23 protein-coding genes are annotated in these 25,151 nt (G+C 41.2%); 9 read left to right on the forward strand and 14 right to left on the reverse strand.

The annotated features are described in order from the left end of the window. Positions 1-2,688, reverse strand: a complete 2,688-nt coding sequence (locus tag EYW48_RS16350) for a bifunctional acetate--CoA ligase family protein/GNAT family N-acetyltransferase (protein ID WP_176314058.1) — start codon at positions 2,686-2,688, stop codon at positions 1-3. A gap of 219 nt (positions 2,689-2,907) precedes the next feature. Between EYW48_RS16350 and EYW48_RS16355 the strand changes: the two genes are divergently transcribed. Further along, a complete protein-coding gene (locus EYW48_RS16355; RefSeq protein ID WP_053312104.1) occupies positions 2,908-3,477 on the forward strand; it encodes an SPOR domain-containing protein in 570 nt (189 codons plus the stop codon). A 177-nt stretch (positions 3,478-3,654) separates the two neighbouring features. Beyond that, on the forward strand, positions 3,655-4,656 hold the full coding sequence (locus tag EYW48_RS16360; protein ID WP_261918709.1) for a D-alanine--D-alanine ligase: 1,002 nt from the start codon (positions 3,655-3,657) through the stop codon (positions 4,654-4,656). On the opposite strand, the gene EYW48_RS16365 is transcribed toward EYW48_RS16360, so the two are convergent. Beyond that, positions 4,640-5,602 carry a tyrosine-type recombinase/integrase gene (locus EYW48_RS16365; RefSeq protein ID WP_261918710.1) on the reverse strand — a complete coding sequence of 321 codons (963 nt, stop codon included), beginning with the start codon at positions 5,600-5,602 and terminating at the stop codon, positions 4,640-4,642. The two genes, EYW48_RS16360 and EYW48_RS16365, sit on opposite strands and share 17 nt — an antisense overlap. A gap of 101 nt (positions 5,603-5,703) precedes the next feature. Here EYW48_RS16365 and EYW48_RS16370 point away from each other — a divergent pair, with 101 nt between their 5' ends. The 4 genes from EYW48_RS16370 (at position 5,704) to EYW48_RS16385 (ending at position 11,034) form a co-directional block, all read left to right on the forward strand. Continuing rightward, a complete protein-coding gene (locus EYW48_RS16370) occupies positions 5,704-6,075 on the forward strand; it encodes a DUF3319 domain-containing protein (RefSeq protein ID WP_053312101.1) in 372 nt (123 codons plus the stop codon). A gap of 6 nt (positions 6,076-6,081) precedes the next feature. Continuing rightward, positions 6,082-6,393 carry a stress response translation initiation inhibitor YciH gene (gene yciH, locus EYW48_RS16375; protein WP_053312100.1) on the forward strand — a complete coding sequence of 104 codons (312 nt, stop codon included), beginning with the start codon at positions 6,082-6,084 and terminating at the stop codon, positions 6,391-6,393. A gap of 348 nt (positions 6,394-6,741) precedes the next feature. Continuing rightward, complete coding sequence (locus tag EYW48_RS16380; RefSeq protein WP_277432683.1) at positions 6,742-7,869, forward strand: efflux RND transporter periplasmic adaptor subunit; 1,128 nt, start codon at positions 6,742-6,744, stop codon at positions 7,867-7,869. A 9-nt stretch (positions 7,870-7,878) separates the two neighbouring features. Then, positions 7,879-11,034, forward strand: coding sequence for an efflux RND transporter permease subunit (locus EYW48_RS16385; RefSeq protein ID WP_261918711.1), 3,156 nt, complete (start codon positions 7,879-7,881; stop codon positions 11,032-11,034). 736 nt (positions 11,035-11,770) lie between these two features. Here EYW48_RS16385 and EYW48_RS16390 read toward each other — a convergent pair. The 9 genes from EYW48_RS16390 to EYW48_RS16430 all read right to left on the reverse strand — a co-directional run bounded on the left by EYW48_RS16390 (position 11,771) and on the right by EYW48_RS16430 (position 20,323). Then, positions 11,771-11,926, reverse strand: coding sequence for a YoaH family protein (locus tag EYW48_RS16390; RefSeq protein ID WP_168524669.1), 156 nt, complete (start codon positions 11,924-11,926; stop codon positions 11,771-11,773). A gap of 44 nt (positions 11,927-11,970) precedes the next feature. Beyond that, complete coding sequence (locus EYW48_RS16395) at positions 11,971-13,131, reverse strand: conjugal transfer protein TraF (protein WP_277432684.1); 1,161 nt, start codon at positions 13,129-13,131, stop codon at positions 11,971-11,973. 60 nt (positions 13,132-13,191) lie between these two features. Beyond that, entirely contained in the window at positions 13,192-14,073 is an 882-nt protein-coding gene (locus tag EYW48_RS16400; protein WP_168524671.1) for a DUF2861 family protein, read from the reverse strand. Continuing rightward, positions 14,073-14,732, reverse strand: coding sequence for a response regulator transcription factor VxrB (gene vxrB / locus EYW48_RS16405; RefSeq protein ID WP_171980386.1), 660 nt, complete (start codon positions 14,730-14,732; stop codon positions 14,073-14,075). Before vxrB ends, EYW48_RS16400 begins: the two co-directional genes overlap by 1 nt. Next, entirely contained in the window at positions 14,707-16,161 is a 1,455-nt protein-coding gene (gene vxrA / locus EYW48_RS16410) for a sensor histidine kinase VxrA (protein WP_301002765.1), read from the reverse strand. The genes vxrB and vxrA overlap by 26 nt, the downstream gene beginning before the upstream one ends. Positions 16,162-16,308: 147 nt before the next feature. Next, positions 16,309-17,685 carry a Re/Si-specific NAD(P)(+) transhydrogenase subunit beta gene (gene pntB, locus EYW48_RS16415; protein WP_277432685.1) on the reverse strand — a complete coding sequence of 459 codons (1,377 nt, stop codon included), beginning with the start codon at positions 17,683-17,685 and terminating at the stop codon, positions 16,309-16,311. Between the two features lie 11 nt (positions 17,686-17,696). Beyond that, a complete protein-coding gene (locus EYW48_RS16420) occupies positions 17,697-19,250 on the reverse strand; it encodes a Re/Si-specific NAD(P)(+) transhydrogenase subunit alpha (protein ID WP_171980385.1) in 1,554 nt (517 codons plus the stop codon). Between the two features lie 412 nt (positions 19,251-19,662). Continuing rightward, positions 19,663-19,944, reverse strand: coding sequence for an HlyU family transcriptional regulator (locus EYW48_RS16425; RefSeq protein WP_053312093.1), 282 nt, complete (start codon positions 19,942-19,944; stop codon positions 19,663-19,665). 10 nt (positions 19,945-19,954) lie between these two features. Further along, complete coding sequence (locus EYW48_RS16430; RefSeq protein ID WP_274693616.1) at positions 19,955-20,323, reverse strand: late competence development ComFB family protein; 369 nt, start codon at positions 20,321-20,323, stop codon at positions 19,955-19,957. Positions 20,324-20,565: 242 nt separating this feature from the next. On the opposite strand from EYW48_RS16430, the gene EYW48_RS16435 reads away from it, so the two are divergent. Both EYW48_RS16435 and EYW48_RS16440 read left to right on the forward strand, forming a co-directional pair. Further along, the gene (locus tag EYW48_RS16435) at positions 20,566-21,801 is read left to right on the forward strand and encodes a GGDEF domain-containing protein (protein ID WP_171980383.1); all 1,236 of its coding nucleotides are present in this window, start codon (positions 20,566-20,568) and stop codon (positions 21,799-21,801) included. Positions 21,802-21,986: 185 nt separating this feature from the next. Beyond that, positions 21,987-22,199: a cold-shock protein gene (locus tag EYW48_RS16440; RefSeq protein WP_171980382.1), complete on the forward strand. Its 213-nt coding sequence runs from the start codon at positions 21,987-21,989 to the stop codon at positions 22,197-22,199. Positions 22,200-22,469: 270 nt separating this feature from the next. On the opposite strand, the gene EYW48_RS16445 is transcribed toward EYW48_RS16440, so the two are convergent. Continuing rightward, entirely contained in the window at positions 22,470-23,396 is a 927-nt protein-coding gene (locus tag EYW48_RS16445; protein ID WP_277432686.1) for a diguanylate cyclase, read from the reverse strand. A gap of 184 nt (positions 23,397-23,580) precedes the next feature. Further along, entirely contained in the window at positions 23,581-23,739 is a 159-nt protein-coding gene (locus EYW48_RS16450; RefSeq protein ID WP_172532713.1) for a hypothetical protein, read from the reverse strand. 24 nt (positions 23,740-23,763) lie between these two features. On the opposite strand from EYW48_RS16450, the gene EYW48_RS16455 reads away from it, so the two are divergent. Further along, the gene (locus tag EYW48_RS16455) at positions 23,764-25,032 is read left to right on the forward strand and encodes an O-acetylhomoserine aminocarboxypropyltransferase/cysteine synthase (protein ID WP_053312133.1); all 1,269 of its coding nucleotides are present in this window, start codon (positions 23,764-23,766) and stop codon (positions 25,030-25,032) included. Here EYW48_RS16455 and EYW48_RS16460 read toward each other — a convergent pair. Next, positions 25,009-25,149: a hypothetical protein gene (locus tag EYW48_RS16460; RefSeq protein WP_277432687.1), complete on the reverse strand. Its 141-nt coding sequence runs from the start codon at positions 25,147-25,149 to the stop codon at positions 25,009-25,011. The two genes, EYW48_RS16455 and EYW48_RS16460, sit on opposite strands and share 24 nt — an antisense overlap. Between the last annotated feature and the right edge of the window lie 2 nt (positions 25,150-25,151).

The following is a 25,151-nucleotide window of genomic DNA, read 5'->3' on the forward strand; positions in this document are numbered from 1 at the left end:
TCAGACCTTATTTAATACTAACACCATGTCAGCTGTGCCATCTTCAAAATGAATGTCGACTTCAAAGCCCAATTTTTGAGCAAGCGTCAGCATTCCTCGGTTTGTCGGCATGGTCATCCCTGATATTTGTACAGTACCTTTTAAACGACAGTAATCGATGACTTTTTGCAGCAAAATTTTTCCTAAGCCGTTTCCTTTAAGATCGGAGCGGATCAAAATAGCAAATTCAGCATCGGTATTTTCTGGGTTAATTAGTGCTCGAGAAACCCCAATAATCTTGCCTTCACCATCATTATTATCAACGGCAACAAAAGCCATCTCTCTGTCGTAATCAATTTGGGTAAAGTTGGCTAATGCCTCGTGGTTGAACTCGCCAACATCAGAGAAAAAGCGCTTGTATAAATCTTCTTTCGAGACGTTATGAATAAACTCTGCGTGCTGTGGTTCATCTTCCGGCAAGATAGGCCGTAACATCACAACAGAATTGTCTCGTAGCGTCACCCGCTCCTCAAGTTCACTTGGATAAGGACGAATCGCCAGCCTACTGTGTCCATCACCTTGAAATGGTTTTAATATTAAATCAGCATCAAGGATCGTAAATTGGCTTCCATTAGCAAGTACTGGATGTATATCCAGCTCGTGAATTTGTGGACAATCTATTATCATTTGCGAAATTCGCACCAGAAATTCAGACAAGCCATTAACATTCATCGGTTCTGGTAATTTTTGTAGCCTAATTTTGCCTCCACGAATTGCCCTTACAATCAAATAACGGGCTAATGTCATATTGAGTGGCGGCAAAGCGGCTGCAGCGTCAATGGCTTCATCCCATTCTGATCCACCTTGCCCTAGCAAGATCACCGGGCCAAAAGTTGCATCTGTTTTAACCTTAATACGTAACTCTTCTCCGCCAGCGAGTTTAGCCATTCCTTGAACCAATAAGCCATGAATATTAGCAGATGGATAGGAGAGTTGCGTTCGGTCTAAGATTGCTTGGGCGGCGTTTGCCACTTCATGGCTATTGCGTAAGTTAAGCATCACGCCTTGAACATCGGACTTATGGGCAATATCTGGTGATCTCAATTTCACTGCGACAGGGTAACCAATTTGTTCGGCAATATGGATTGCTTCACTCGCATCAGAAGCTATCCATGTCGGCAACACATCAAAATTAAAGCACTTAAACAGTGTGCCTATTTGATGAGTATCTAAATGCAAAGTGGATTGCTCGCCAAGCTGCTTAATTATCCACTGTTGTGCAGTGTGGATTTCTGAAACATGAACGGGCTCTGCAGTAGTTGGGGTTTCCATCAACTGTTTTTGATTGCGCCTATATTCAACCAGGTGCATGAATGCGACCACAGCACTTTCTGGAGTACGATACGTTGGAATACCTGCCTGAGTGAATATTTGTCTAGCAGGACGAGCTGTTAATTCTCCAGACCAATTGGTTAAGATATTGAAATGTTTATGCCTTGGGTGCGCTCTAATCGCATCAACAACGGCTTGTGCCGTCTGCTCTGATTGCGCAATAGCTGAAGGACTATGCATGATAAGAATTGCATCGGCTTCATCACTATCTAGCAGTGCATTAAGCGTATTGACGTACCTTGTGTGATCCGCATCGCCAACCATATCGATAGGATTACTATGTGACCAACTATCAGGTAAACATTGATTCAATTTCTCAAAAATATGTTCTTCAAGCTCCGCCAGCTTTCCACCGCGTTCAAGCAAAGTATCCACCGCCATAATCGCAGGGCCGCCACCATTTGTAATGATGGCCAATCGTTCACCTCTAAGTGGTACAGAGTGGGTAAGAGTCTCTACCGCGGCAAATAATTCATGGGTATTATTGACTCGTAGCATACCAGTTCGCTTAATCGCGGAGTCATAAATAATGTCTAGAGTATCATCACCCCCTGTATGAGCTTGTGCTGCTTTACGACCCGCCAGAGTTCGGCCGCCTTTGAGCACCAGTATTCTTCGATTGCGTGAAGCCGCTCGTGCAGCGGACATAAAACGCCTTGCGTCTTTTATTGTGTCAACATACAAAAGGATCGCGTCGGTATGCCTATCTGTACTAAGGCAATCAAGTAGATCGGCAAAGTCAATGTCACTGGCGTTGCCTAATGAAATAAATGCGGAAAATCCAATTTGTTTATCGTTAGCCCAATCCAAAATGGTGGTACAAACGGCAGCGGATTGAGAAATAAACGCGATATTGCCTTTCAATGCCGTTACTGGAGAAAACGAGGCGTTGAAATTAAGCCAAGGCAAAATTAAACCTAAACTGTTGGGGCCGAGCACACGAATTGCTGCTGATTTAGCGATTTCTGAGCACTGTTTTTGGATCTCAATACCCTGATCGTCAAGTTTGTACATATCAGACGAAAGTACAATGACAGATGAAATTCCTTTTGCCGCTAATTGTTTAAAAATGGCTACGTTTCTTGTTGCATGGGTACAGAGGATTGCGATGTCAGGAACGATAGGTAATGCATCGATGGTTTTGTAAGCTAAAACACCACAAACGGACGGGTAATAAGGGGTAACAGGCATGATTGCGCCATCGAATCCACCTTGCAGTAAATTCTTCATAACAATGTTGCCCGCACGAAAAGGCCTAACGGACGCACCAATGACTGCGATTGATTTCGGTTTTAAAAATGGGCTTAAATTATTCATGTAGCTACACCATTCATTAGTGAACTGCTGCTAGCTTAACCAACAAATGGTGAACTTGTTGGCGATATTCGTTTGAATGTGATCGTTTTGGCAGCGGACATATGCGACTTTGTGCCACAAATCACAATGTAAGGGTATATAATTAAAAAGCGCACTTGATTCTGGGCGTCGCTATCGGCATGATTTATAGTAATTTCTACTTAAGGCGTTGAACATTTCATGAAAAAAATAGCAATTGTCGGTTTATCCGTCCTTTTGGCTGCTTGTGCTTCAGATACTTACATTACTGATGTGACCTCTGAAAGTCACCGCGAAGAGTACAAAGTCGCCTCTGTACAGCAACCAGTAATGACTCAAGATGGTATGGCGAATGGGATTTCTGAAAGCAACGTTGAACCAAACGTTGTAAAAATGCCGCCAAAAGCTGTAGAAAAACAAGTCGCTCAAACTAAACCTGCGGTTGCTATTATTCCACCAACCGCCAAACAAAAAGCAATGAACCCACGTTTTGGCTACACGATTCAGGTGGTTGCTGTTGGTTCACAAACCAAAGTTGATCAATTCGCGAGCAAATTACCGACTGCTGACAATCAACCGATTTGGGAAAACTACAAAGTCGTAAATGGCACTAAGTGGTATACCGTTCTTTATGGGGATTATGCAACACGTTCGGATGCACTAGAAGCTATCAATACGCTTCCCGCTGAATTCCAAGCAATGAAGCCGTTCGCGAAAAGCATCGATGCTATTAAGAATTCTGAGTTTCCAACGCTCAACAAGTTAAATTAACCTCTGTTGAACTATACGGACTACTTATGTTAAAGAGGGGCGAAAGCCCCTTAATTGTTTGGTATTTAAGCAGTTAAGTCCAAAAATTACATTTGCTTAGCTAAAATTGTGTAACTTCTTGCTGAATTGATTATGATGTTTAATTAGCTTATCTAGTAACATCACGGACAGATTTTAATGACAACAACAATCCTTCTACTGTGTGGTGGCGGTTCTTCTGAGCATGAAGTATCGCTTGTTTCTGCTAACTATTTACAAGCTCAACTTGAGATGACAAAGAGTTTCAATGTTATTCGGGTTGAAATGAAAGATGATGGTTGGTACAGCGAGCAAGGTGAGTTGAGTTATTTAGATACCAATGCTGCAACGTTAAACACTAGCAGTAGTTCGACAAAAATCGACTTTGTCGTGCCATGTATCCATGGATTTCCAGGGGAAACTGGCGATATTCAATCCATGCTTGAATTAGCTGGCATTCCTTATCTAGGCTGTGGTCCTGAAGCCAGCTCTAACAGCTTTAATAAAATCACTTCCAAGCTGTGGTATGACGCTCTGGGCATCCCAAATACGCCTTATTTATTTTTGACTGACAACAATGCCCAAGCTTATCAGCAATGCGAAAAAGCATTATCAGAGTGGGGCGCCATATTTGTAAAAGCTGCACGGCAAGGTTCATCGGTTGGATGTTACAAGGTCACAAATGTTCAGCAGTTAGCTACAGCGATTGATTCTGCATTCAGTTATTCAGAGCAGGTGCTGGTTGAAAAGGCACTCAAACCACGTGAACTAGAAGTTGCGGCTTACCAAATTGATGATGTTCTGTATTTATCTAAACCAGGAGAAGTGATTGCTCCAGAAGATGCGTTTTATACTTATGAAGAAAAATACAGTGCAGATAGCCATTCAATGACGGAAATTGAAGCAAAAAATCTTACGGATCAGCAGTTAGCATCGATAAGGCATTGTGCAGAAAAAGTGTTTACGCATATGAAGTTAAGACACTTATCTCGAATTGATTTCTTTTTAACGGCCGATGGTGCAATTTATCTAAATGAAGTCAATACCTTCCCAGGCATGACTCCGATTTCAATGTTCCCGAAAATGCTGGAACATAACGGCCATTGTTTTCATGAATTCCTTGCAAACTGCGTGACAACGTCACTCAAAACCAAGGTTTAATCGTTTTAAATTTCATTTTCTCCTGTTCTGCGGTGTGAGTTTTACCAATATATTGGGCTGGCATCGCAGGGCTTAACCACCGTCCAAATTGTTGAATATCTCTCATCTTATAACCTTGCTTCGCTAATTCTTGCGCCGCTCCTATTCGTGTCGATTGGCCTGAAAATTTTAGGTTCATCAGACCTAGCTGTTTACCTGCATTACGCAAAATACGAAAAATCGACGCATCATTGAGCGATTTTGAAGAAATATTACCGTGACGATCTATAGAGCAAAAAACAATACCTTCATTTCTGTTAACAATTGTCAGCCAACGATTAAGCGCTAATGAAGCCCTATCGGAAAGAGAATAGTTTGCTTCCCCAACATGTACTGTTATGGCTAACTCATTATCTATACTGATTTGTTCACGCTCGAAGAATTTAAGTTCTCCTCGTTTGAGCACGCATTCAAACATCACGTAATAAATAGCGAGATCTCGGATATCTTTTTTATATTCAGAACGTGAGAGTCGCTCATCCAAGGCGAATAGATGCTTTTGGGTAAATGGCATTGCTTGTTTTGCGTCATCTAACTTCTCTAGTCTGAGGTTTGCAAGTGACATCTGAACTTTACGATTTGTGGTTGGATCATTTAAAGAGAGTAATGAGTGCATGATACCAATGGTGACCGCGTAACGTCTTATGGTCGAGTATTTGCGAGCTCTTGCTTCATATTCAATAAATTGCCTAACCGCTGCCACTGACGCTGGCAAAGAAGATACATGCTTGGAAATACAGAAAGAAACAAAGTGATTCCAATCTTTTGTCATCGCGAGTAAAGAATTTCTGGAATATTGATTTTGTACTAGTTGTTGGAACTGCTCTAAACGAATGGGTGAAGAAAATTCACTAAGCTTTTGTTTTAAAATAATAGGATCTGTGATGACGGGAATGTTTTTTCTCATCTTAATGCACTATAACAACAAAAATTATCAATAAATATACTTGATAACGGCGTAGATACAATTATTATTTAATTAACCACAATTAAAAGACCAGATAAAATATGGCTATTTCGATATATCGAGGTTTTAACCTTAAATCGGCTCCTAATTCCACTGAAATATGGCAAGTGAAAATTAAAAACCATGTTTTGACTGGAAACCTTGCTGCGGTGAAAAAAAGCATAGACTGGTGGTGTGATACAGCATCTATTATTGACCCGCGTGAATTCAATTCTGTTGGACAAAAACGGAATGTAACCTCTGGGCACCAAGAACAATTTGGTGGATTTACTCTTAAAAACGATACCGGTGAAGCTAACGCTTGGTATTGCTTTTTTAATGGTCGCTTAATCAAAGGTTCTAAAGTGGCTATTCAAAAACATATCGAAGCTTTTTTGCTAGCAAAGCAAAAAGCAGAACAAATGAAGAAGTAATAATTTATGACGCTTGTATATTCAACTGATTTAGGTCGTATTAAATCAGAACCTGAGAAAGTAGAACGGCCGAAAGGTGATGGTATTGTCAGAATTCATCGCCAAACCAAAGGCCGAAAAGGTAAAGGCGTGAGCATAATTACCGGACTAGACTTGGATGATGCACCATTAAAATTATTGGCAGCAGAATTGAAAAAAGTATGTGGATGTGGCGGTTCAGTGAAAGATGGCGACATCGAAATACAAGGTGATGTGCGAGATAAGGTGAAGGTTCACCTCGAAAAGAAAGGTTTAATCGTTAAGCTATCTGGTGGTTGATGCTTAAATAGAACAATAGCCCCCATGAGTATGATAAACAATGTGATTGGGGGAATATTTAAAGCTCATCCTCTCACTAGCTAGAACTTGCTTGTCATTTCTAAATGATGATCCCTCTTATTTTCTTAGCGCTCACTGTTTAAACTCCATGTATCTCTCGTGTGAGCAAATTATCGAGAGCGAAACAACAAAGCAACATTTACTGTGCTTTTATCACGATGTTTTCTTATATTTTCATCGAGTTACAGTTTGAAACACTTCCTTTTTATCTTCTTTAATTTTTCTGACAAATCAAGCGGTATGCTTGCTGTATTTTTAACGAATCATGTTCTAATAAGATTATAAATAATGCAAAAGAAACCACTTGCGGCACTTATTGCTACAACACTCATCTTAGTTGGGTGCGGTGAAACGGAAAACATTCAAACCCAAACACCATTGCCACTTGTTGAAACACAACGGGTTATCCTTGTCGAACATCAACAAAGTAAATCTTATATTGGCCGTATCGAAGCGATAGAAGACACAAATATTACTGCTCACGTTTCTGGTTACTTGCAGGCCCGTCATTTCAAAGAGGGACAACTGGTCGAAAAGGGTGATTTGTTGTACACCATCGAGCCATCGTCATTTGAAGCTCAGCTAGCAAGTGCAAAAGCGGCCGTAGCGCAAGCTAATGCCGTACTTAAAAAAGCACAGCTTGACCATGTGAGAGGCAATGAACTCCTTCCGCGTGGTAGCATTTCGCAATCTGAATTTGATGCATTAACGGCGGCATTACATGGTGGGCGAGCTGAATTAGAAGCGGCAAAAGCAAAGCTAAAGCTCGCTGAAGTTAATCTTTCATACACTCAAATACGGGCCCCTTTTAATGGCCGTATTAGTGATAGTAAAGTTAGTTCTGGTGATTTAGTTTCTGCATCAACGGGCATTTTGGCTACGCTTGTGAGCTTAGATCCTATCAATACGGCTTTTAGTGTTAGTGAACGAGAGCGTATTGCCTTAGGTATGGATAAAATTAAAGGTGATGGCGCAACGCAAGCGAATGGTGTTGAAGTGCTACTTGAACTCGAGAATGGCGAGCAATATCCTTATTTAGGTCAGCTAAATTACTTAGGCAATCGAATCAATCTAGATACTGGCACTATTGATATGCGTGCCGTTATTCCCAACCCCGAGCAGCGACTTCTTCCCGGCCAACACATCAAAATCAACCTTCGTGAAAGCGTTGCTAAAAATGTTATCGTTATCCCACGTCGTGCAGTCCAAACAGACCTAGAGGGTGATTTTGTTATGGTGATGTCAGACGATAATATTGCAGAACGTCGCAATGTCGACTTGGGGCCTCAAGTTGAGCAAGGTATTAGCATCAATCAAGGCCTATCACTTAATGATGTGGTGATCACCCAAGGTCTACAACGTGTCCGCAATGGTGTTGAAGTTCGTACTCAAACGCCAACAACGACCAATCAATAAGGAGGCGAAATGTTAAGTCGTTTCTTTATTCAAAGACCTAAGTTTGCATTGGTCATATCTATTATTCTTACTTTAGCAGGGGCGATATCCCTGGCTATTTTACCCGTCGCTGAATATCCGAAGATCAGCCCGCCATCTGTTAGCGTGACGGCGTTTTATACTGGTGCAAGTGCCGAAGTTGTCGAACAAGCTATTGCTGACCCCATAGAGACGTCAGTAAACGGTGTCGAGAACATGATCTACATGTCCTCGAAAAGTGCCAATGATGGCTCGTACAGCCTAAACGTGACATTCGATGTTGGTACTGACCCTGATATGGCACAAGTTAACGTCCAAAACCGTGTTGCTCAGATCGAGTCCAAGCTTCCACAAGAAGTGAGAATGGCTGGCGTCACCGTGAAAAAACGTTCGCCAGATCTGTTAATGGTACTCAATTTCTATTCACCGGATGGAAAATATGACGACCAATTTCTGATTAACTACATCAACCTTAACGTTAAAGATCAACTCGCACGTGTAAAAGGTATTAGTGAGGTTAATGTCATTGGTGGGGGCGAATATGCAATGCGTATTTGGCTTAACCCAGAAAAAATGGCTAATTTAAAATTAACAACGTCCGATATTCAATCCGCTTTAACTGAGCAGAATGTGCAAGTTGCAGCGGGGCGTATTGGCGCTGCTCCATATAGTAGTGCTCAAGAGGTGCAGTTTAATCTGGTAACAAAAGGGCGTTTGGAAAGTGTCGGTGAGTTTGAAAATGTTATTTTGCGTTCGAATCCTGATGGCTCTACGGTTTACTTGAAGGACGTCGCACGGGTTGAATTAGGCAAAAAATTCTATGATGGTAACGGTACATTCCGAGGCCAAGAAGCATCGATCGTTGCATTATCATTACAATCAGACGCCAACGCGTTGGAAAGCGGTAAAGCCGTTATGGCGTTGTTACAACAACTTAGCCATAATTTTCCAGATGGCATGGCCTTTGAAACCAGTTATGACACAACCGTGTTTGTTGCTGAATCTATCAAAGGTGTGGTTAAAACGCTGATCGAAGCGATATTACTGGTTATTGCCGTCACTTACTTATTTTTGGGTAGCGCACGCGCAACCCTGATTCCCGTTTTTGCCATTCCAGTCTCATTGATTGGTACATTTGCCATTATGCAAACTACCGGCTTCACGATTAATACTGTGACTTTGTTTGGTCTTATTTTAGCCATTGGTATTGTTGTTGATGACGCTATTTTGGTGATTGAAAACGTAGATACAACAATGGCTAAAGATCCAACGATGTCTCCGCGTAAGGCAACGCTTATCGCAATGAAGGAGGTAACAGGCCCAATTATCACTTCAACGCTTGTATTACTTGCGGTATTTCTTCCTGTCGCCATGCTACCCGGTATCACAGGTATCATGTATCGACAGTTCGCATTAACTATCTGTATTTCAGTTGTTATTTCATCGATTAATGCACTAACTCTGTCTCCTGCGCTGTGTTCACTGGTTCTGAAACAAGGCGGTGAAAATACGGCAAGTTGGTTTAAGGCTTTTAACCGAGGCTTAGACAAAGTGACACAAGGCTACGGTCAAATTGCAGGTTTCTTGGTTAAAAAATCTTTACTGCTGATTACTTTCTTCCTACTTGCACTTGCTGCTGTCTCGTTCTTTGCTAAAAATACTTCAACTGCTTTCGTTCCACAGGAAGATAAGGGAATATTATTAGTCAATGTTCAATTACCTGACTCTGCTTCTTTATCTCGAACGGAAGAAGTGACTTCACAACTGATGCAAATTCTTGAAGAAGAGCAGGGGGTTGATGGCGTTACCGTTGCCAATGGCTATTCATTCATGACTGGTGCCGCTGCATCAAACGGGGCATCTCTGTTTGTTAAATTACACAGTTGGGATATGCGCAACAGCCTAGCTGGCGATCATTCAGCAGCTGCAATTTCGTCGCGGATTAATGGCCGTGCCGCTTTGGAAATACCACACGCGGTTGTATTTGCAATGGGGCCTCCTGCAGTGCCTGGCATGGGAGCCGCTTCCGGATTTGAATTTGTACTGGAAGATACATTGGGTCGTAGCCGTACCGATTTAGCGATGGTAATGGGTGAAATGCTTCAGGCTGCTAATCAACAACCTGAAATTGCTTATACATTTAGTACATTCCGAGCCAACGTTCCTCACTATTATGTGGATATTGACCGTGAAAAGGCAAAACAGTTAGGTATTCCTTTATCCTCAATATTTCAAACGCTACAGGGTAACTTAGGCTCAGTTTACGTTAATGACTTTACTATGTTTGGTAAAAATTTCCGTGTGACAATGCAAGCTGATAGTGAACATCGTAATAGCATGGAAAACCTTGAGCAGTTCCATGTGCGCTCTGCTAATGGAACAATGATTCCGTTAAGTACACTAGTTAGTCATACACAAGTGTTTGAACCGGATGTGGCATGGCGCTATAACATGTACCGCAGCGCGATTATCCAAGGTCAACCTGCTCCGGGTTACTCCAGTGGTGATGCTATTGCTGCGATGGAGCGAGTTGCTGCTCAAGTATTGCCGCAAGGTTACCAATACGAATGGACAGGTATGGCCTATCAGGAAGTTCTCGCGGGCAACCAAGCCATTTTTGCTTTTGCGCTTGCGCTCATTTTCATCTATTTGTTTATGGTGGCACAGTATGAAAGTTGGAGTATTCCGTTAGCCATCATTTTAGTGGTGCCGATTGCAACCTTAGGTTCATTCTTAGCTCTTAACCTAATGGGAATGCCATTGAATTTGTATGCTCAAATCGGTCTAGTCCTGCTGATAGCATTAGCTGCAAAGAATGCTATCTTAATAGTAGAGTTCGCAAAAATGGAGCGAGAAGAGAAAGATATTGCTATTGATGAAGCCGCGGTTCATGGTGGTAAATTACGTTTTCGTGCCGTGAATATGACATCGTGGTCATTTATCTTAGGTATTTTCCCTCTGATTTTTGCTTCGGGGGCTGGGCATGTCAGTCAAAACTCTCTCGGTATATCACTTATCGGTGGACTACTATGTGTGCTTCTTGCGGGAACATGTTTGATCCCTGGTTTCTATGCATTAATCCAAAAACAACGAGAGAAGTATCATGGTGGCAACACAAAACTTGTACCATTAGATGATGAAGACTGACTAAATAACTCAAATCCCAAAGTCATACTTTGGGATTTTTGATGTTGGATCTTTTCAGATTAATAGTCATATAGTCATATAGTCATATAGTTAAAATGGTAACTATATGACTATTAAGTATTTTATGGTAAATGGGTTTATGTTTAATGACACAATGCGAGAAGTGTAAAGAAGAGGTGGTGTACAATATTACTCCCACTCAACATTTAACATAACACATATAATGCGCACTGCAGTTGTAGATGCAATTTAGTAATGGTTCGCTAACGCCCGTGTAATTACTTCAAAGTCTTTACTGGTTATTTATTTGCTTTTCGTTTTGTATAGAAGCTGATCTGCACGGTGCAGAATGTTGTCAATATTATCATCATCAACCTTAAGTGACGTAACCCCAACACTTAAGGTCAACTTATTACTCTCTGGCGTACTGAGTTCAGTATATACCCAAATAACTTGAAGTTGATTGCTTGTTTTACTTTTAAAGTGACAGTGTCTCGATGTGGCATTATCCACTACCTCGCAATTAACTAGAATGACGGAAGAACTTACTTCTGTAATTTTATTACACCCACCAGTTGTCAGAATAGCTCGCTGGTGTTTTGTTCTTCGGTAACCTATTGTTTTTATTTGTTATATGGACATTGAAAATAGATTGTATTGATTTTTTAGATGGGGTTTTTCTGAGGTGGATTTGAGATAGGCGCAAAAAAGGCACTAAATAAGTGCCCTGTTATCGTTATTCTTTATTTTCTGCCGCTTTTTCTGCTCTGATTTCAGTAGCAACAATTTTTATCGCTTCTGCGGTACTGATACCTTGGGTCATTAACTGCTGGATTTTTTCAACGGCTTCTTGCTGTTCTTGGTGGGATAACGTAGGGAGATCGTCAAACATAAAAAAGGCTCCTGATGTTGAGGAGCCTGACTATAAAGACTGCGTTAATAACTAGCAAGGAAATTTATGTATGCACCCATAGCATTTTCATTAGTGTAACTTGCACCCAAATCCAACTGAAAAAGGTTTAAAGGTGATATTCCTATACCTGCGGTAATGGTGCCATCCAAATTGTCGTATGCTAAATTCTTGTTGTACCCTGCCCTTAGTTTTAATTGACGTAAAATGTCAATTTCACCACCAATGCGGATCATTTGTGTGTTGTCTTCAAAGTTTGTATAACGCTTTTCTTCATTAAGATCGTAATCAACACTTAATGTTGCATAATCGGCAACTAGGCCAATACCAACGGTATACAATGGGCGCATTTGGTATGCGTAGCCAAGATTAATGTCTCTTGTTTGTCCGGAAGTCTTACTTGTCAGTGTTTTAGTATACGACTGCGTATTGATATCACGCTGAATAAGGTTGGTTGCCGAGAAACCAACGCGAAGTGGTCCATAAAACCATAATGCACCCGCATCAAGGTTGAATATGGTTTCGCCTTGGCTACTGTCTCTTACATCTTTAATATCATAATCAGTCACACTTGCTGAATATACATAAGTGTAGATTCGTTGCAGTTTTGGCGTTACACCAAATGCAATGTGTTGACCTAAAAATGTTTGATATTTGGCTAACGATAACCCAATTTCAGTTACCCCAACAGACACCGCATTTACAGCGCTTAATTCTGCGTTTTCGACAGAGGTACTACCACCGGTATAGATATCAGGAGTAACAAAAGTTTCAGTGTATGCTTTTGCAAACAGATTGGCTGCTATAAATTGATTCGGAATGGCAAACGCAACAACACCACCAATTTCAGCTTTTAAGCTGTCGCCTTCTAAATTGTCTAAGGTTTTCTGAAGATCTTGATAGTTTTTATTATCTAGCATACTAGATATGCTATCTAAATCATCCACCATTTTGTCTTCATCATTGTAGGAAATACCAATGCTTGGAAGTATCATTCCTGCATCATCGTTACGGCGATAAATGGCTACCAAAGCTGGGTTATAAAAAGGTGCGGTTAGAAAATTAGCAGATACAACCCCAACGCCACCCATCGCATCGCCCCTGGCTTCAATGGCATAATTTGCCGCTACTGCTAAAGAAGGTGTCAGCGCGATTGTTAATGGCAGTATTTTGATGAATTTTTTCATAGTGTTATAAACGTATTAATTCCTTTAAGTCTATAACGACCTATTGTCTATTATCTTTAGTTATTCATCTACAGAAACATCATATGTTTTACTGATAACTTGAGATTGCTCAATCGTGATCGGACCTTGCCAACGCTGACTAGTCATTGTTACCGCCAATACATATCTATCGGAGGACAAATTCGTCACCTCTAAAGAGTTTGGATATTCAGACACGTAACTTTTGCTCCACAACTTAGAATACTGTCCATCGACATAATCATAGAGTGATACATTCAGCTCAGGTAATGGGCAGTATGGATTTAGTAGCGCTTTTTTTTCAATTTGCCACTCATCTTTTGAAGCCCAGCGGACGACTTGTCTTGCTTTAGGCTCACCTATAATAACCCATGCACTCCAAGACTGTTGATCACTGGCGGTTATATCAAGGCGGTATAGACCCATACTGAGTTTGCTGTTTAAATCGTAGCGTTTAACATAGCGAAGCTCTTTCCTATCCTTGCCATTGTTATATGAATCGACTGAATTGACATTGGAAATAGGTTTATCCACCCACTCTGTTAGTTCGACGCTATCAAGAGTGTTGATTGATGTAACATCAACGGCGACACGATAGGCATCTCGGCCAGGGCTTTGAATATCTTGGCGATTTATAGTGATAGATTTGAGCCATTCAGGTAGTGGGCGCTTGTCTAAACCTTTACCACAATCAGTAGTTAATGATTGGATTAATAGATCATTAAGATGGCTCTTGATGTTGCGATTTTGTTCGAGCTGCCAAACTTCGACCAAAGAATCAAACATGGCTTGTAAGTCATTGTTCAGCAAGTGCTGGTGTGCTTGGGTGAGTGGTGTGTTTTTATCAAACCACTCATCACTTTGCACTGTTATTGGCACACTAAAAGCTAGTGTGCCAAGTAAAACGCTTCGTAATTGAAACATTACGCTTTCATCTTATAACCGACGCCGCGTAGTGTTTCAATTTCTAAGCCAGGAAGCTTTTGTCTTAATTGCAATACATGCGTATCCACGGTTCGTGTGGTAGGGAAATGATTATATCCCCAAACGTGATCAAGTAATTCGTCGCGGGTGAATACACGCCCTAAATTATTGGCCAAAAATAACAACAGATCAAATTCAGTGCGAGTTAAGGTTATCGATTCATCTTTATAAAAGACTTCGCGAGTTGACTTATCGATAACTAAATTTGGGGTGACAACTTTAGCATCATCTTGCCCTTCACCTTCAGGAGATCTAAGTTGTGCGCGGATGCGAGCAAACAGCTCGGCTTCAGCAAAAGGTTTGGTTAGATAATCATTTGCTCCTGCATCGAGTCCTGCCACTTTATCTTTCACAGTAACCAAGGCAGTTAACAAAATGACGGGAACCTCTTTAATCTTTTTCCATTCCGGCAGTGATTGAACAGAGTCGCCATCCGGTAGCTGTCTATCTAAAATAACCAGATCAGCACTATCCCAATGCTGCTTAACTTCTGCAATCGTTTCTGCATGTAAACAGTCATACCCAGCTTGCTCAAGGCTAACCAGTAAACCGTCAGCTAGGTTTTTATCATCTTCAACGAGAAGCAATGTCTGTTTCACAGGGGATCTCCAATATAAATGTGGTTGGTGGTCCAATAAGCTTCATTTTACCACCCATCCGACCAACCATGGATTCTACAATCGTGAGGCCTAAACCAAGGCCACTTTTACTCACAAATGGTTTACGTACACTTCGCCAGTCTTTATTGGTCAGTTGACCTTGGTCAGTGACTTTTATCGTAATGGAACTTTTATTTGTTATAACCTGCAATTTAATCGGTGCAACACCATATTTTATGGCATTTCGGATCAAATTATCGATACAAGTCCCCAGCCAATACACATTCAGTTTAGCTGCTATGTCTTTGTTTATCTCGAGCTCAATCACTTCTTTGAACTCTTCTTCAACTTTATATTGTAACCACTCTTCTACAGAAAGAACCCAGTCTGTTGCAAGAGGTTTGTTATCGGACTGCAAATAATCTTTACTTGCTTCGGCTAATTGCCTCAAACGTCTTGAATCTTCACAAAGTCGCCTAAATTCATCATAAACAGAAGCGGGTAACTGTTCAAATTCTCGTCGAAAACCTTCAACCGTTAGTGACAAACTAGCAATAGGAGTGCGCAGCTCATGAGTTAGAATCTGTAGCACTAACATGCGACTTTTCATTTCTTGCCGTTTTGAATTCCAGCGATAAGCCGACCACCCTAAAACGAGCATAATATTGGCGATAACAAGTACCACCATGCTTATGCGCAAAATGTTAGAGTGATCTTCTACATCCCAGCAGATATTTCCTCTTTGCACAAAGCAGGTAGAATTTTGTGAAGACATGGCATAGCTAAGGCCAGCCTTACTAGCATTATCTAACCATATATCTTCATCGAAAATGTAATATTCATCCCCTTTTCGCAGCCAGAGATCTTTGTTCTCTACGAACATGGTCGAGCCAGCAATAAGTGCGGTAATGGTCTCTTCATTCATGCTTTGCAAACGACCAAGTAGAGTGTCATGGCTAGCTTTTGGTCGTTCTTGTATATGCATATATTTCTGCAAATCGGCAGTACTATCCGGGTGTTTACCAATATAACGTGCTGCATAACTCCCCCCGCCAGGATGAATTAGAGCACTGCGAGCAAACCACCTTTGCGTCAATTTTGTGCCTTTGCAAAGCGCTCGAGTAAAAACTAAAGGTTCAGTAATCAATGGGCTAAGAGGTAATTTACCAGTGCAACTTTGTGATAATTTATACAACAGTTGAATATCTTTTAATGGGTATTCAGCGGTTTGGGGTAGCATAGATTCTGGTGTTAAAAGGCGCGTCGGGTATTCTGCTTGCAAGATCCGAATGTCATAACTAACACTGGCAGAATCGTAGTCAAAAAGCGATACAAATAGGTCGATCCGTTCAGGCAACGAATCTGCATAAGTATAAATTGGCAACAGGGTGAAGATGACCCATAAAAATTGATTGATCGCTTTAAACAAGTTGTATATTCATCAAATGGTTGAATGGTAAAATTGTAGATCATTATCTGCTAGCAATACATTAGATATGTTATATCAATGTCAGTAATGATAATGGTTAAAAAAAAGAAGCCAGCAATAGGCTGGCTTCTTTTGCATCGTTAAAGATTACAACGCTTTAGATATCGCGTCTACGCTCTCTTTAGCATCACCAAAGAGCATGTGCGTATTCTCTTTAAAGAATAGTGGGTTTTGCACGCCAGCGTAACCAGTATTCATTGAACGTTTAAAGACAATGACGTTTTGTGCATTCCATACTTCTAATACTGGCATACCTGCAATAGGACTGCTTGGATCTTCTAACGCTGCAGGGTTAACTGTATCGTTTGCACCGATCACCAGTACCGTATCGGTTTCGGCAAAGTCATCATTAATTTCATCCATTTCAAGAACGATATCATAAGGCACTTTTGCTTCAGCGAGTAACACGTTCATGTGGCCAGGTAAACGACCCGCGACTGGGTGAATACCAAAACGAACTTTAATACCTTGAGCGCGAAGTTTTTCAGTAATTTCATGAACTGGATATTGTGCTTGAGCAACCGCCATGCCATACCCTGGAGTGATAATAACTGACTTAGAGTTTTTGAGCATTTCAGCAACGTCTTCCGCACTCGCTTCACGGTGTTCGCCGTATTCCACGTCAGCACTTACCACGACATCTTGACCAAAACCACCGGCAATAACGCTAATAAATGAGCGGTTCATTGCTTTACACATAATGTAAGAAAGAATGGCACCAGACGAACCAACCAACGCACCTGTTACGATCAATAGATCATTCGCTAGCATAAAGCCTGCTGCTGCTGCTGCCCAACCAGAGTATGAGTTCAACATAGAAACCACAACTGGCATATCTGCACCACCAATCGATGCAACTAAATGGTAACCAAAGGCAAAAGCAATCAAGGTCATCAGCAATAGTGCAAACATACTACCGTCTTGCTTAACAAAGTAGACCATTAGCAACGCCGAAATAACGATGGCAGCTAAATTCAACTTATGTTTATGAGGTAAATTAAGTGAAGATGATGAAATGATTCCACGAAGTTTACCAAACGCAACAATTGAACCTGTAAAGGTTACTGCACCGATAAATACCCCGAGGAAGACTTCAACCAAGTGGATAACATGCTCAGCGTGATCAAGCACTACTGGCGCATCGATGTAGCTGTTGTAACCAACCAGTACTGCGGCCATACCGACAAAGCTATGTAATATGGCTACTAGCTCAGGCATTTCGGTCATTTCTACTTTCTTAGCGAAATGAATACCAATACCGCCACCAATAACCATAGCAAGTATCACCCAAGCGAAACCTTCCGCTCCAGGGCTGAAGATAGTCGCAATCAGCGCGATCGCCATACCAGTAATACCATAGTAGTTACCAGCTCTTGCCGATTCCTGCTTGGATAAACCAGCTAAACTCATGATGAAAAATATAGCAGCAATAATATATGCGGCTTGTACTAATCCTGCAGACATATATTACTCCCTTAGTCTTTACGGAACATTTCAAGCATACGTTTGGTTACTGTAAAGCCACCAAAAATGTTAATGCTTGCAATTAGAACGGCGATAAATGACAAGAAAGTAACAACGCCACTGCCCTGACCTATCTGTAACAATGCACCGACCACAATGATGCCTGATATGGCATTGGTTACTGACATTAATGGCGTATGCAGAGAGTGAGTTACGTTCCATACCACGTAATAACCAACAACACAGGCTAAAACGAAAACAGTAAAATGGCTTAGAAACGCAGCAGGCGCCACTGAAGCTATCCACGCAAACGCCCCAACCCCAGCAGCAAGCGCTACGACTTTCTTAAGTGGTGATGTTGGTTCTTCTTTTTTCGGTTCTGGTTTAACTGCAGCAGCTGGTTTTGCTTGAGGTTGTGCAGAAACTTGAATAGGTGGCGCTGGCCAGGTGATTTCACCCTCTTTCACTACCGTAACACCACGAAGTACAACATCGTCAAAATCAATGTTGATGGTGCCATCTTTTTCTTTGCATAGTAGCTTCAGTAAGTTGACCAAGTTAGTTGAATAAAGCTGAGAAGACTGGGTTGGCAAGCGGCCAACCATGTCAGTATAACCGACAACTTTCACACCATTAGCCGTAGTAATCACTTGATCTGCAACTGTGTATTCGCAGTTACCACCATTGGCTGCCGCAAGGTCAACAATAACACTACCTGCTTTCATGCTATCAACCATTTCTTTGGTGATTAACTTAGGCGCTGGACGACCAGGAATTAATGCGGTAGTAATGATGATGTCAACGTCTTTAGCTTGTGCTGCGTAGAGTTCTGCCGCTTTCTTATTGAACTCGTCAGACATTTCTTTCGCGTAGCCATCACCTGAACCAGAAGCTTCTTGGAAGTCGACTTCCAAAAATTCGGCACCCATTGACTGCACTTGCTCTTTTACTTCTGGACGAACATCGAATGAACGAACAATAGCACCAAGGCTACCAGCAGCACCAATGGCAGCCAAACCAGCCACACCGGCACCTGCTACCAAGACTTTTGCAGGTGGAACCTTACCAGCTGCCGTAATTTGACCAGTAAAGAAACGGCCAAACTCATGCGCAGCTTCTACAACTGCTCGGTAACCGGCAATATTTGCCATTGATGATAGGGCGTCTAATGCCTGAGCCCTAGAGATACGTGGTACAGAGTCCATTGCAAGCACATTGATCTTTTTGCTTGATAATTGCTCCATCAATTCAGGGTTTTGCGCAGGCCAGATAAAACTGATCAAACTTGTCCCTTCTTTGAGCAATGCAATTTCATCAATGCCTTTTTCAGCATCAACAATAGGGGCATTAACTTTTAGAATCAGATCTGAATTCCAAACATCCTGTGCTGATACAATGCTTGCTCCTGCCGCTTCAAAAGCAGCGTCATCAAAACTGGCTAAAGCACCAGCTTGTGTTTCGATGGAGACATCAAACCCTAACTTGATTAACTGCGCTACCGAACTCGGCGAAGCAGCAACTCGCGTTTCACCCGCAAGTGTTTCTTTTGGTACACCAATTTGCATAGTTATTCCTTGACTATTGGCACAATGATTATTCTGTTTTTATCTAACCGCTCGCCTAACTGCAAGCTTTTTGTAATAAATAAACAAAGTGTTATTACATATAACTGTGAGAAACCACCGATTGTCGTAGTTAAGCCACCAAAAAACAATGGTACTTCAACAAAGCAGAGGTCAAACCACCTGTTACAAATTTCTATAAAAACAGTAAATTAGCCATGCTTCTCATAAATAAAGAGCCATAAGAGTATCGACTTATGGCTCTAATGATTATGATTTTTATCAAATTGCATACTGTTGAACGAAGATTTATACCTAAACTACTTGGAGTTGTAGGTAGGCGGCAAGTGAGTGAACGGCAAGTGAGTGAACGTAGCCAACACCGCTGCAACTTCAAATAGGAAGGGTATACCCGTTAAGAAAAGATTTTGTCACCCATTTGATCAATAAACATTTGTGATTTTTTTAACATTAGCTCATCAGCATCATTGCGATTAGAAAGTACATCTGAACGAATAAATCGGTGGCTATGCAACTCTCCACCAATTTCTTTCTCAATTCGGCCTGCGACTCGGTATTGCCCAGACTCTGCAATGGCTGCTTGATAAATTAAAAAACCTTTGTATTCGATTGGTTCTGCCGCTGTTTCAACGGCTTGTTTTTTGGAACTACCAAATAAACGCGATAAAAAACCCACATTTACTCCTTTATCGTTTGTTCGATTCAATAAGTGGCTTCTCGAACCATTCTAATTCAATATCGTCATCAAATCTCAATTGACCGACAATAACAGGGATAGCATCTTCCCGATGTTGACGTCGGTCATTGATGATCAAGCTTTGCGCAGATTCAACAGCAATCCGAGCATTATCCTTAAGTTCGACTAACCTTTCTTCAGGCAATGCAGATAAAAAATCAATATCGTGTCTTATATAAATTGGTCGTAGTTGACCTAAGGCCAAGCATGCTAAGTCTGCCAACTGTTCGTTATTAAAGCGTTCAATATAAAAGTCTTCCGCAAGCACTCTCCCTACTAGCGTTTCCATGTAGTTATGAACATCGGCACTTATTTGCATCGTTACGCCCCTTAAATTTTATACTGGTTAAGTTTTGACTTAATTGTTGTAGTACCAATAACTTAGTCTACGGTAACTCTTTTATCCAACAGATCGTATATTTCAGTGTGTGATATTTGCTCAGACACTCGCTTTTATTATCTAAGTTTAGTAAAAAGCTTGGCAATCCATTAAATAAAAGTATGCTAATCACCTTGTTATCAGTTTTTCTTCTGTCTTATAAGCTAGCATCGTATTATTAAATGTCATCGAGTTTAGTGTCATCTCATTGGTTTCGTTGTGGTTTCCCGATAGTCTTATTGACGATTGTGTCTTTGGGAATGGAAAACGTCATCCTTATCACTAAGGCAAATAGCGGATTTGCCGAAAACTTACCGTACATATTATTTACGGTAGCGATAGCATTAGGCCATATTTTCAAGCAAGGACGTTTAGCCATGATTTCCATGGCAATGCTAGTGGGCTACGCAATCATACAGTGGCGTTTACAAATGCCATTATCTTTAGGAAGTACGTTTCTTGAATTGTCACTGCTCAGCATTTTACTACCGATATCATGCTTCATTCCCCATGCACTAGGGGGCAATGCGACCGTTTTAAGTAAAACATTCGGACTTTATCTCGCAATATTGGCGTTGTTTATTCTTTGGGCCAGTATCATCTTGCTATACGTGAGTGATGGTGGATTTAAAGATTTCAGCGACTCTTTTCTTATTGCGATACCACAACTATCGAAGTTACCTATCCTATTGGTTTTATATCTTATTGCTCTAATTGGAATTTCAGCCATTTTAGTGCTGACACGAAACCGAATTTTGGATGTGAGCATCTACGCTAGTATTCTGCTTTGCGCGGTTACTTTCATCTTTTTTCATATCAACTACATCTCGAGCACCCTGTTCTCTTTAGCTGGCATTTTATTGATTTTATACCTTATTTCAACCGGACATCAGATGGCGTTCATTGATCGCTTAACCAATATTCCAGGCCGACATGCGTTGGATCTTGATTTGAAATATGTGGGACGTAAATACGCAATTGCGATGCTTGATGTCGATCACTTCAAACAGTTTAACGACCGTTATGGGCATGATACTGGCGATGATGTTCTAAAATTGGTTGCCAGTCGTCTATTGCTTGTACAGGGTAAAGCTCGTGTATATCGTTATGGTGGTGAAGAATTCACGGTCATCTTTAAAGGCAAAGATAGCCAACAAGCCTACGAATACTTAGAAGCGTTGCGCCATGACATCGAACAATATCAAATGTCGATACGCGATACGGATGGCAGACCGAAAGATGATAAAACCGGTTCCAAAAAACGGGCGAAAAAAACCTCATCAAATATAGTTTCGATTACCATCAGCATTGGTGTGGCTGATAATCAGTCAGCAAACAAACCCGAAGACGTTATCAAAATGGCTGACAAAGCACTCTATAAAGCAAAACAAAATGGCCGTAATCGGACTGAAATGTAACAGTGTCACCTTTCAATGAACCACATATCCAACATTTCATTTACCAAGTAAACACATAAAATGTGATATACAACCATACGAGCATCACATTCACAGAAACTTCATTAGCTTGTCTATGACTCTTTCGCTAATTTGTTTATGTTGCAATTGGTTAGCAACTTTCAGACTAAAGCAAGAGTAAGATTATGAGTGATAAAGTAAACGGAACGGTAAAGTGGTTCAATCAAGATAAAGGATTTGGTTTCATTACACCTGAAGATGGAGGCAAAGATGTATTCGTACATTTTTCCGCTATTGTTGGTGAAGGTCACCGTAACCTAACCGATGGTCAACGTGTAAGCTTTACTATTACCGTTGGTCAAAAAGGACCACAAGCAGAAAACGTCAGTCCCGTTTAAGTTTCTAATATAAATACAAGGGATCTAAGCATCACACTTAGATCCTTTCTAGTTTTAAGTATGCCTTAAACTTCCATCTGCTATATATTACTCCTTAACCGTGACATGTTGACGCGCATAACGATTAGTCAATATCGTGCAGTAAAATATTCATATTGGGTGATAGGTGGGGATTTTTCTGTAGTATCGATGAATAGCCTCTATCTTGCTTGTACGAATGACTCTACTCCCCATATAAAACCATCGGCAATAGCTCTAGACATCATATTGTCAATGAACACACATTTGGTTTTTGCCTAACGATTTCGCTTTATATAGCAAATTATCGGCTTCATTGATCATTTCCAACAATGTTTGGCCGTTATAACAACTGACCCCACCACTGATGGTGATCGTTACTTTACCGCTGTACATTGGCAAAGGGTGGTTTTCTATAACACTACGGTAGTGCTCAGCGATTGCTGCCATATTATCGACGCAATGACTTGCATCGGACAACTTAACCAGTATGAGAAACTCTTCTCCGCCCCAGCGTATGATGATATCTGAATCGTGTTTGTGCGTTTGAAATGTGCTTGCTATATGACGTAGTGCCTCGTCACCGCTTAAATGACCGAAGGTGTCGTTTATGCGTTTGAAATGGTCAATGTCGATCATAATTATCGCAACTTGCTGATCTTCTTCGATTTGGGAGAGCAGTTTTTCTGCAATTGCGTAACCTTGGCAACGGTTATAAAGACCGGTTAATTCATCATAAGCTGCTTTATTAAGCAGCTTTTCTTCGAGTGCTTTTTGCTCGGTAATGTCAAATATCACCCCAATAAGCCCAGCAACATTCCCGTGTCCATCATTAAAACTGGTCTTGTGAAATTTCACATAAATATCATTACCTTCGAAAGTGCGAATCTTTTTTTCATAGACTTGTATTCCAGGATCGTTGAACAATTCGATATCCGCTTTTTGGTAAACATCCGCTAGGTCTTTATCAAAAAGCTCATAAACACTGCGCCCCACCAACTGCTGTCTTGTGATTTTAATAAATTCTTCAAAGGCGCGATTACACCCTAAATAGACGCCGTGAGTATCTTTGTAAAAGATAGGAACCGGCAAAACATCAATGGTTAGTTGCAATAGCTCATTATCTCCTGAAAAGAAACGTAACAGGTCTGCTCCATCTAGCGAAGAAATTAGCGGCATATATACAGTCCCTAATTGGATTTTGCTATGTATCTATTATAGAGATGGTTTTATCAGTTAGCCTAATGTTGATTTAAAATCTCCTAAATAGGTTTAAATATTTTACAAGCCGCTTTTCCTCTATTACTGAATAAATACAGTACTGAGATTTCACTTTGCTTGACAATAACTGCCGTTTCTTTTGTTATATGACAACAACTTGAAGTTGCGCTGTAGCTGTACGGCAAGTAAGCTCACCATCATTATCACTGATAAACTGTGTGATTAAGGTGAGCAGCGTAGCCAACACCGCAACAGCTTCAAGTAGCAAAGGAATAACAACTTCTGGTGATAAAACATTCACTATTCAATGGCTCAAGGACGATACATGAAAGACGAAACACTCTCGATACATTTTGGTTATGAAACCGATCCAACCACTAAATCAGTTGCAACGCCAATCTACCAAACTGTTGCCTATGAGTTTGATAATGCACAGCATGGCGCTGATTTATTTAACCTTGCCGTCCCAGGTAATATTTACACGCGGATCATGAACCCAACCAACGATGTGTTAGAAAAACGTATGGCGGCCTTAGAAGGTGGTATTGCAGGCCTAGCCGTCAGTGCGGGTAGCGCAGCGATAAATTATGCCATTTTAACGTTGGCACAAGCTGGCGATAATATTGTATCGACTCCACAATTATATGGTGGTACATATACCCTATTTGCTCACATGCTACCAAACCAAGGCATAGAAGTGCGTTTCGCCAAAGACGATCAGCCAGAGAGTTTAGCTGCACTGATTGATGAAAATACTAAAGCCGTTTATTGCGAAAGCATCGGTAACCCTGCGGGTAATATCATTGATTTAGAGCGTGTTGCAGAACTTGCTCACGCGCAAGGAGTGCCAGTGATTGTTGATAACACCGTAGCAACTCCAGCCTTATGCAAGCCGATTTCATTTGGTGCAGACATCGTGGTGCACTCTTTAACCAAGTACGTCGGTGGGCATGGTACTACGCTCGGTGGCATGATTATCGATTCAGGTAAATTTCCTTGGGCGCAGCATAAAGATCGTTTTCCTGTGTTTAACCAACCCGAACCTTCTTACCACGGTGTGGTGTATACTGAGGCTTTTGGCGACGCTGCCTTTATAGGACGCGCACGTACTGTTCCTTTACGAAATACTGGCGCAACCTTGTCACCAATGAATGCTTTTATGTTGATGCAAGGGTTAGAAACCCTATCACTTCGCATGGAACGACACACAGAAAATGCACTGAAAGTAGCCCAATTTCTTGAGCAACATGACAAAGTTAGCTGGGTTAACTACGCCGCTCTTCCACAGTCAGAACACTATGCTCTTGCGCAAAAGTATATGAAAGGTAAGCCTTCGGCCATCCTCTCGTTTGGTTTAAAAGCGGGCTATGATGCTGGCGTGCGTTTTTATGATGCATTGCAGATATTTAAACGCCTGGTCAATATTGGCGATGCTAAATCTCTCGCTTGTCACCCTGCATCAACCACACACCGACAGCTCAATGAGCAAGAACAAAAACAAGCTGGTGTGTCACCAGAGATGATTCGACTTTCAGTGGGGATTGAGCATATTGATGACATTCTTGCCGATTTAGAGCAAGCGCTTAACGCATAGCCTTATCCCCAGTAATAACGAGCCAGCAGAGACGCTGGCTTTTTTATTGCTATCGCCTCCCCAGTTCTTCTCTACGTTTAGATTAAACATCGCAACTGGCTCGATAAATGTGACCATGA

It is taken from the genome of Vibrio sp. 1180_3 (assembly GCF_029478545.1).
GTDB lineage: Bacteria > Pseudomonadota > Gammaproteobacteria > Enterobacterales > Vibrionaceae > Vibrio > Vibrio aestuarianus.

Coding starts and splice junctions, on each gene's coding strand:
- EYW48_RS16385 (WP_261918711.1), top strand. CDS start 7,879: ATGTTAAGTCGTTTCTTTATTCAAAGACCTAAGTTTGCATTGGTCATA.
- pntB (WP_277432685.1), bottom strand. CDS start 17,685: ATGTCTGCAGGATTAGTACAAGCCGCATATATTATTGCTGCTATATTT.
- EYW48_RS16445 (WP_277432686.1), bottom strand. CDS start 23,396: ATGCCGCTAATTTCTTCGCTAGATGGAGCAGACCTGTTACGTTTCTTT.
- EYW48_RS16460 (WP_277432687.1), bottom strand. CDS start 25,149: ATGGTCACATTTATCGAGCCAGTTGCGATGTTTAATCTAAACGTAGAG.
- EYW48_RS16395 (WP_277432684.1), bottom strand. CDS start 13,131: ATGAAAAAATTCATCAAAATACTGCCATTAACAATCGCGCTGACACCT.
- EYW48_RS16455 (WP_053312133.1), top strand. CDS start 23,764: ATGAAAGACGAAACACTCTCGATACATTTTGGTTATGAAACCGATCCA.
- EYW48_RS16380 (WP_277432683.1), top strand. CDS start 6,742: ATGCAAAAGAAACCACTTGCGGCACTTATTGCTACAACACTCATCTTA.
- EYW48_RS16435 (WP_171980383.1), top strand. CDS start 20,566: ATGTCATCGAGTTTAGTGTCATCTCATTGGTTTCGTTGTGGTTTCCCG.
- EYW48_RS16400 (WP_168524671.1), bottom strand. CDS start 14,073: ATGTTTCAATTACGAAGCGTTTTACTTGGCACACTAGCTTTTAGTGTG.
- EYW48_RS16430 (WP_274693616.1), bottom strand. CDS start 20,323: ATGCAAATAAGTGCCGATGTTCATAACTACATGGAAACGCTAGTAGGG.
- EYW48_RS16355 (WP_053312104.1), top strand. CDS start 2,908: ATGAAAAAAATAGCAATTGTCGGTTTATCCGTCCTTTTGGCTGCTTGT.
- EYW48_RS16420 (WP_171980385.1), bottom strand. CDS start 19,250: ATGCAAATTGGTGTACCAAAAGAAACACTTGCGGGTGAAACGCGAGTT.
- EYW48_RS16350 (WP_176314058.1), bottom strand. CDS start 2,688: ATGAATAATTTAAGCCCATTTTTAAAACCGAAATCAATCGCAGTCATT.
- EYW48_RS16370 (WP_053312101.1), top strand. CDS start 5,704: ATGGCTATTTCGATATATCGAGGTTTTAACCTTAAATCGGCTCCTAAT.
- yciH (WP_053312100.1), top strand. CDS start 6,082: ATGACGCTTGTATATTCAACTGATTTAGGTCGTATTAAATCAGAACCT.
- EYW48_RS16440 (WP_171980382.1), top strand. CDS start 21,987: ATGAGTGATAAAGTAAACGGAACGGTAAAGTGGTTCAATCAAGATAAA.
- EYW48_RS16360 (WP_261918709.1), top strand. CDS start 3,655: ATGACAACAACAATCCTTCTACTGTGTGGTGGCGGTTCTTCTGAGCAT.
- EYW48_RS16365 (WP_261918710.1), bottom strand. CDS start 5,602: ATGAGAAAAAACATTCCCGTCATCACAGATCCTATTATTTTAAAACAA.
- EYW48_RS16390 (WP_168524669.1), bottom strand. CDS start 11,926: ATGTTTGACGATCTCCCTACGTTATCCCACCAAGAACAGCAAGAAGCC.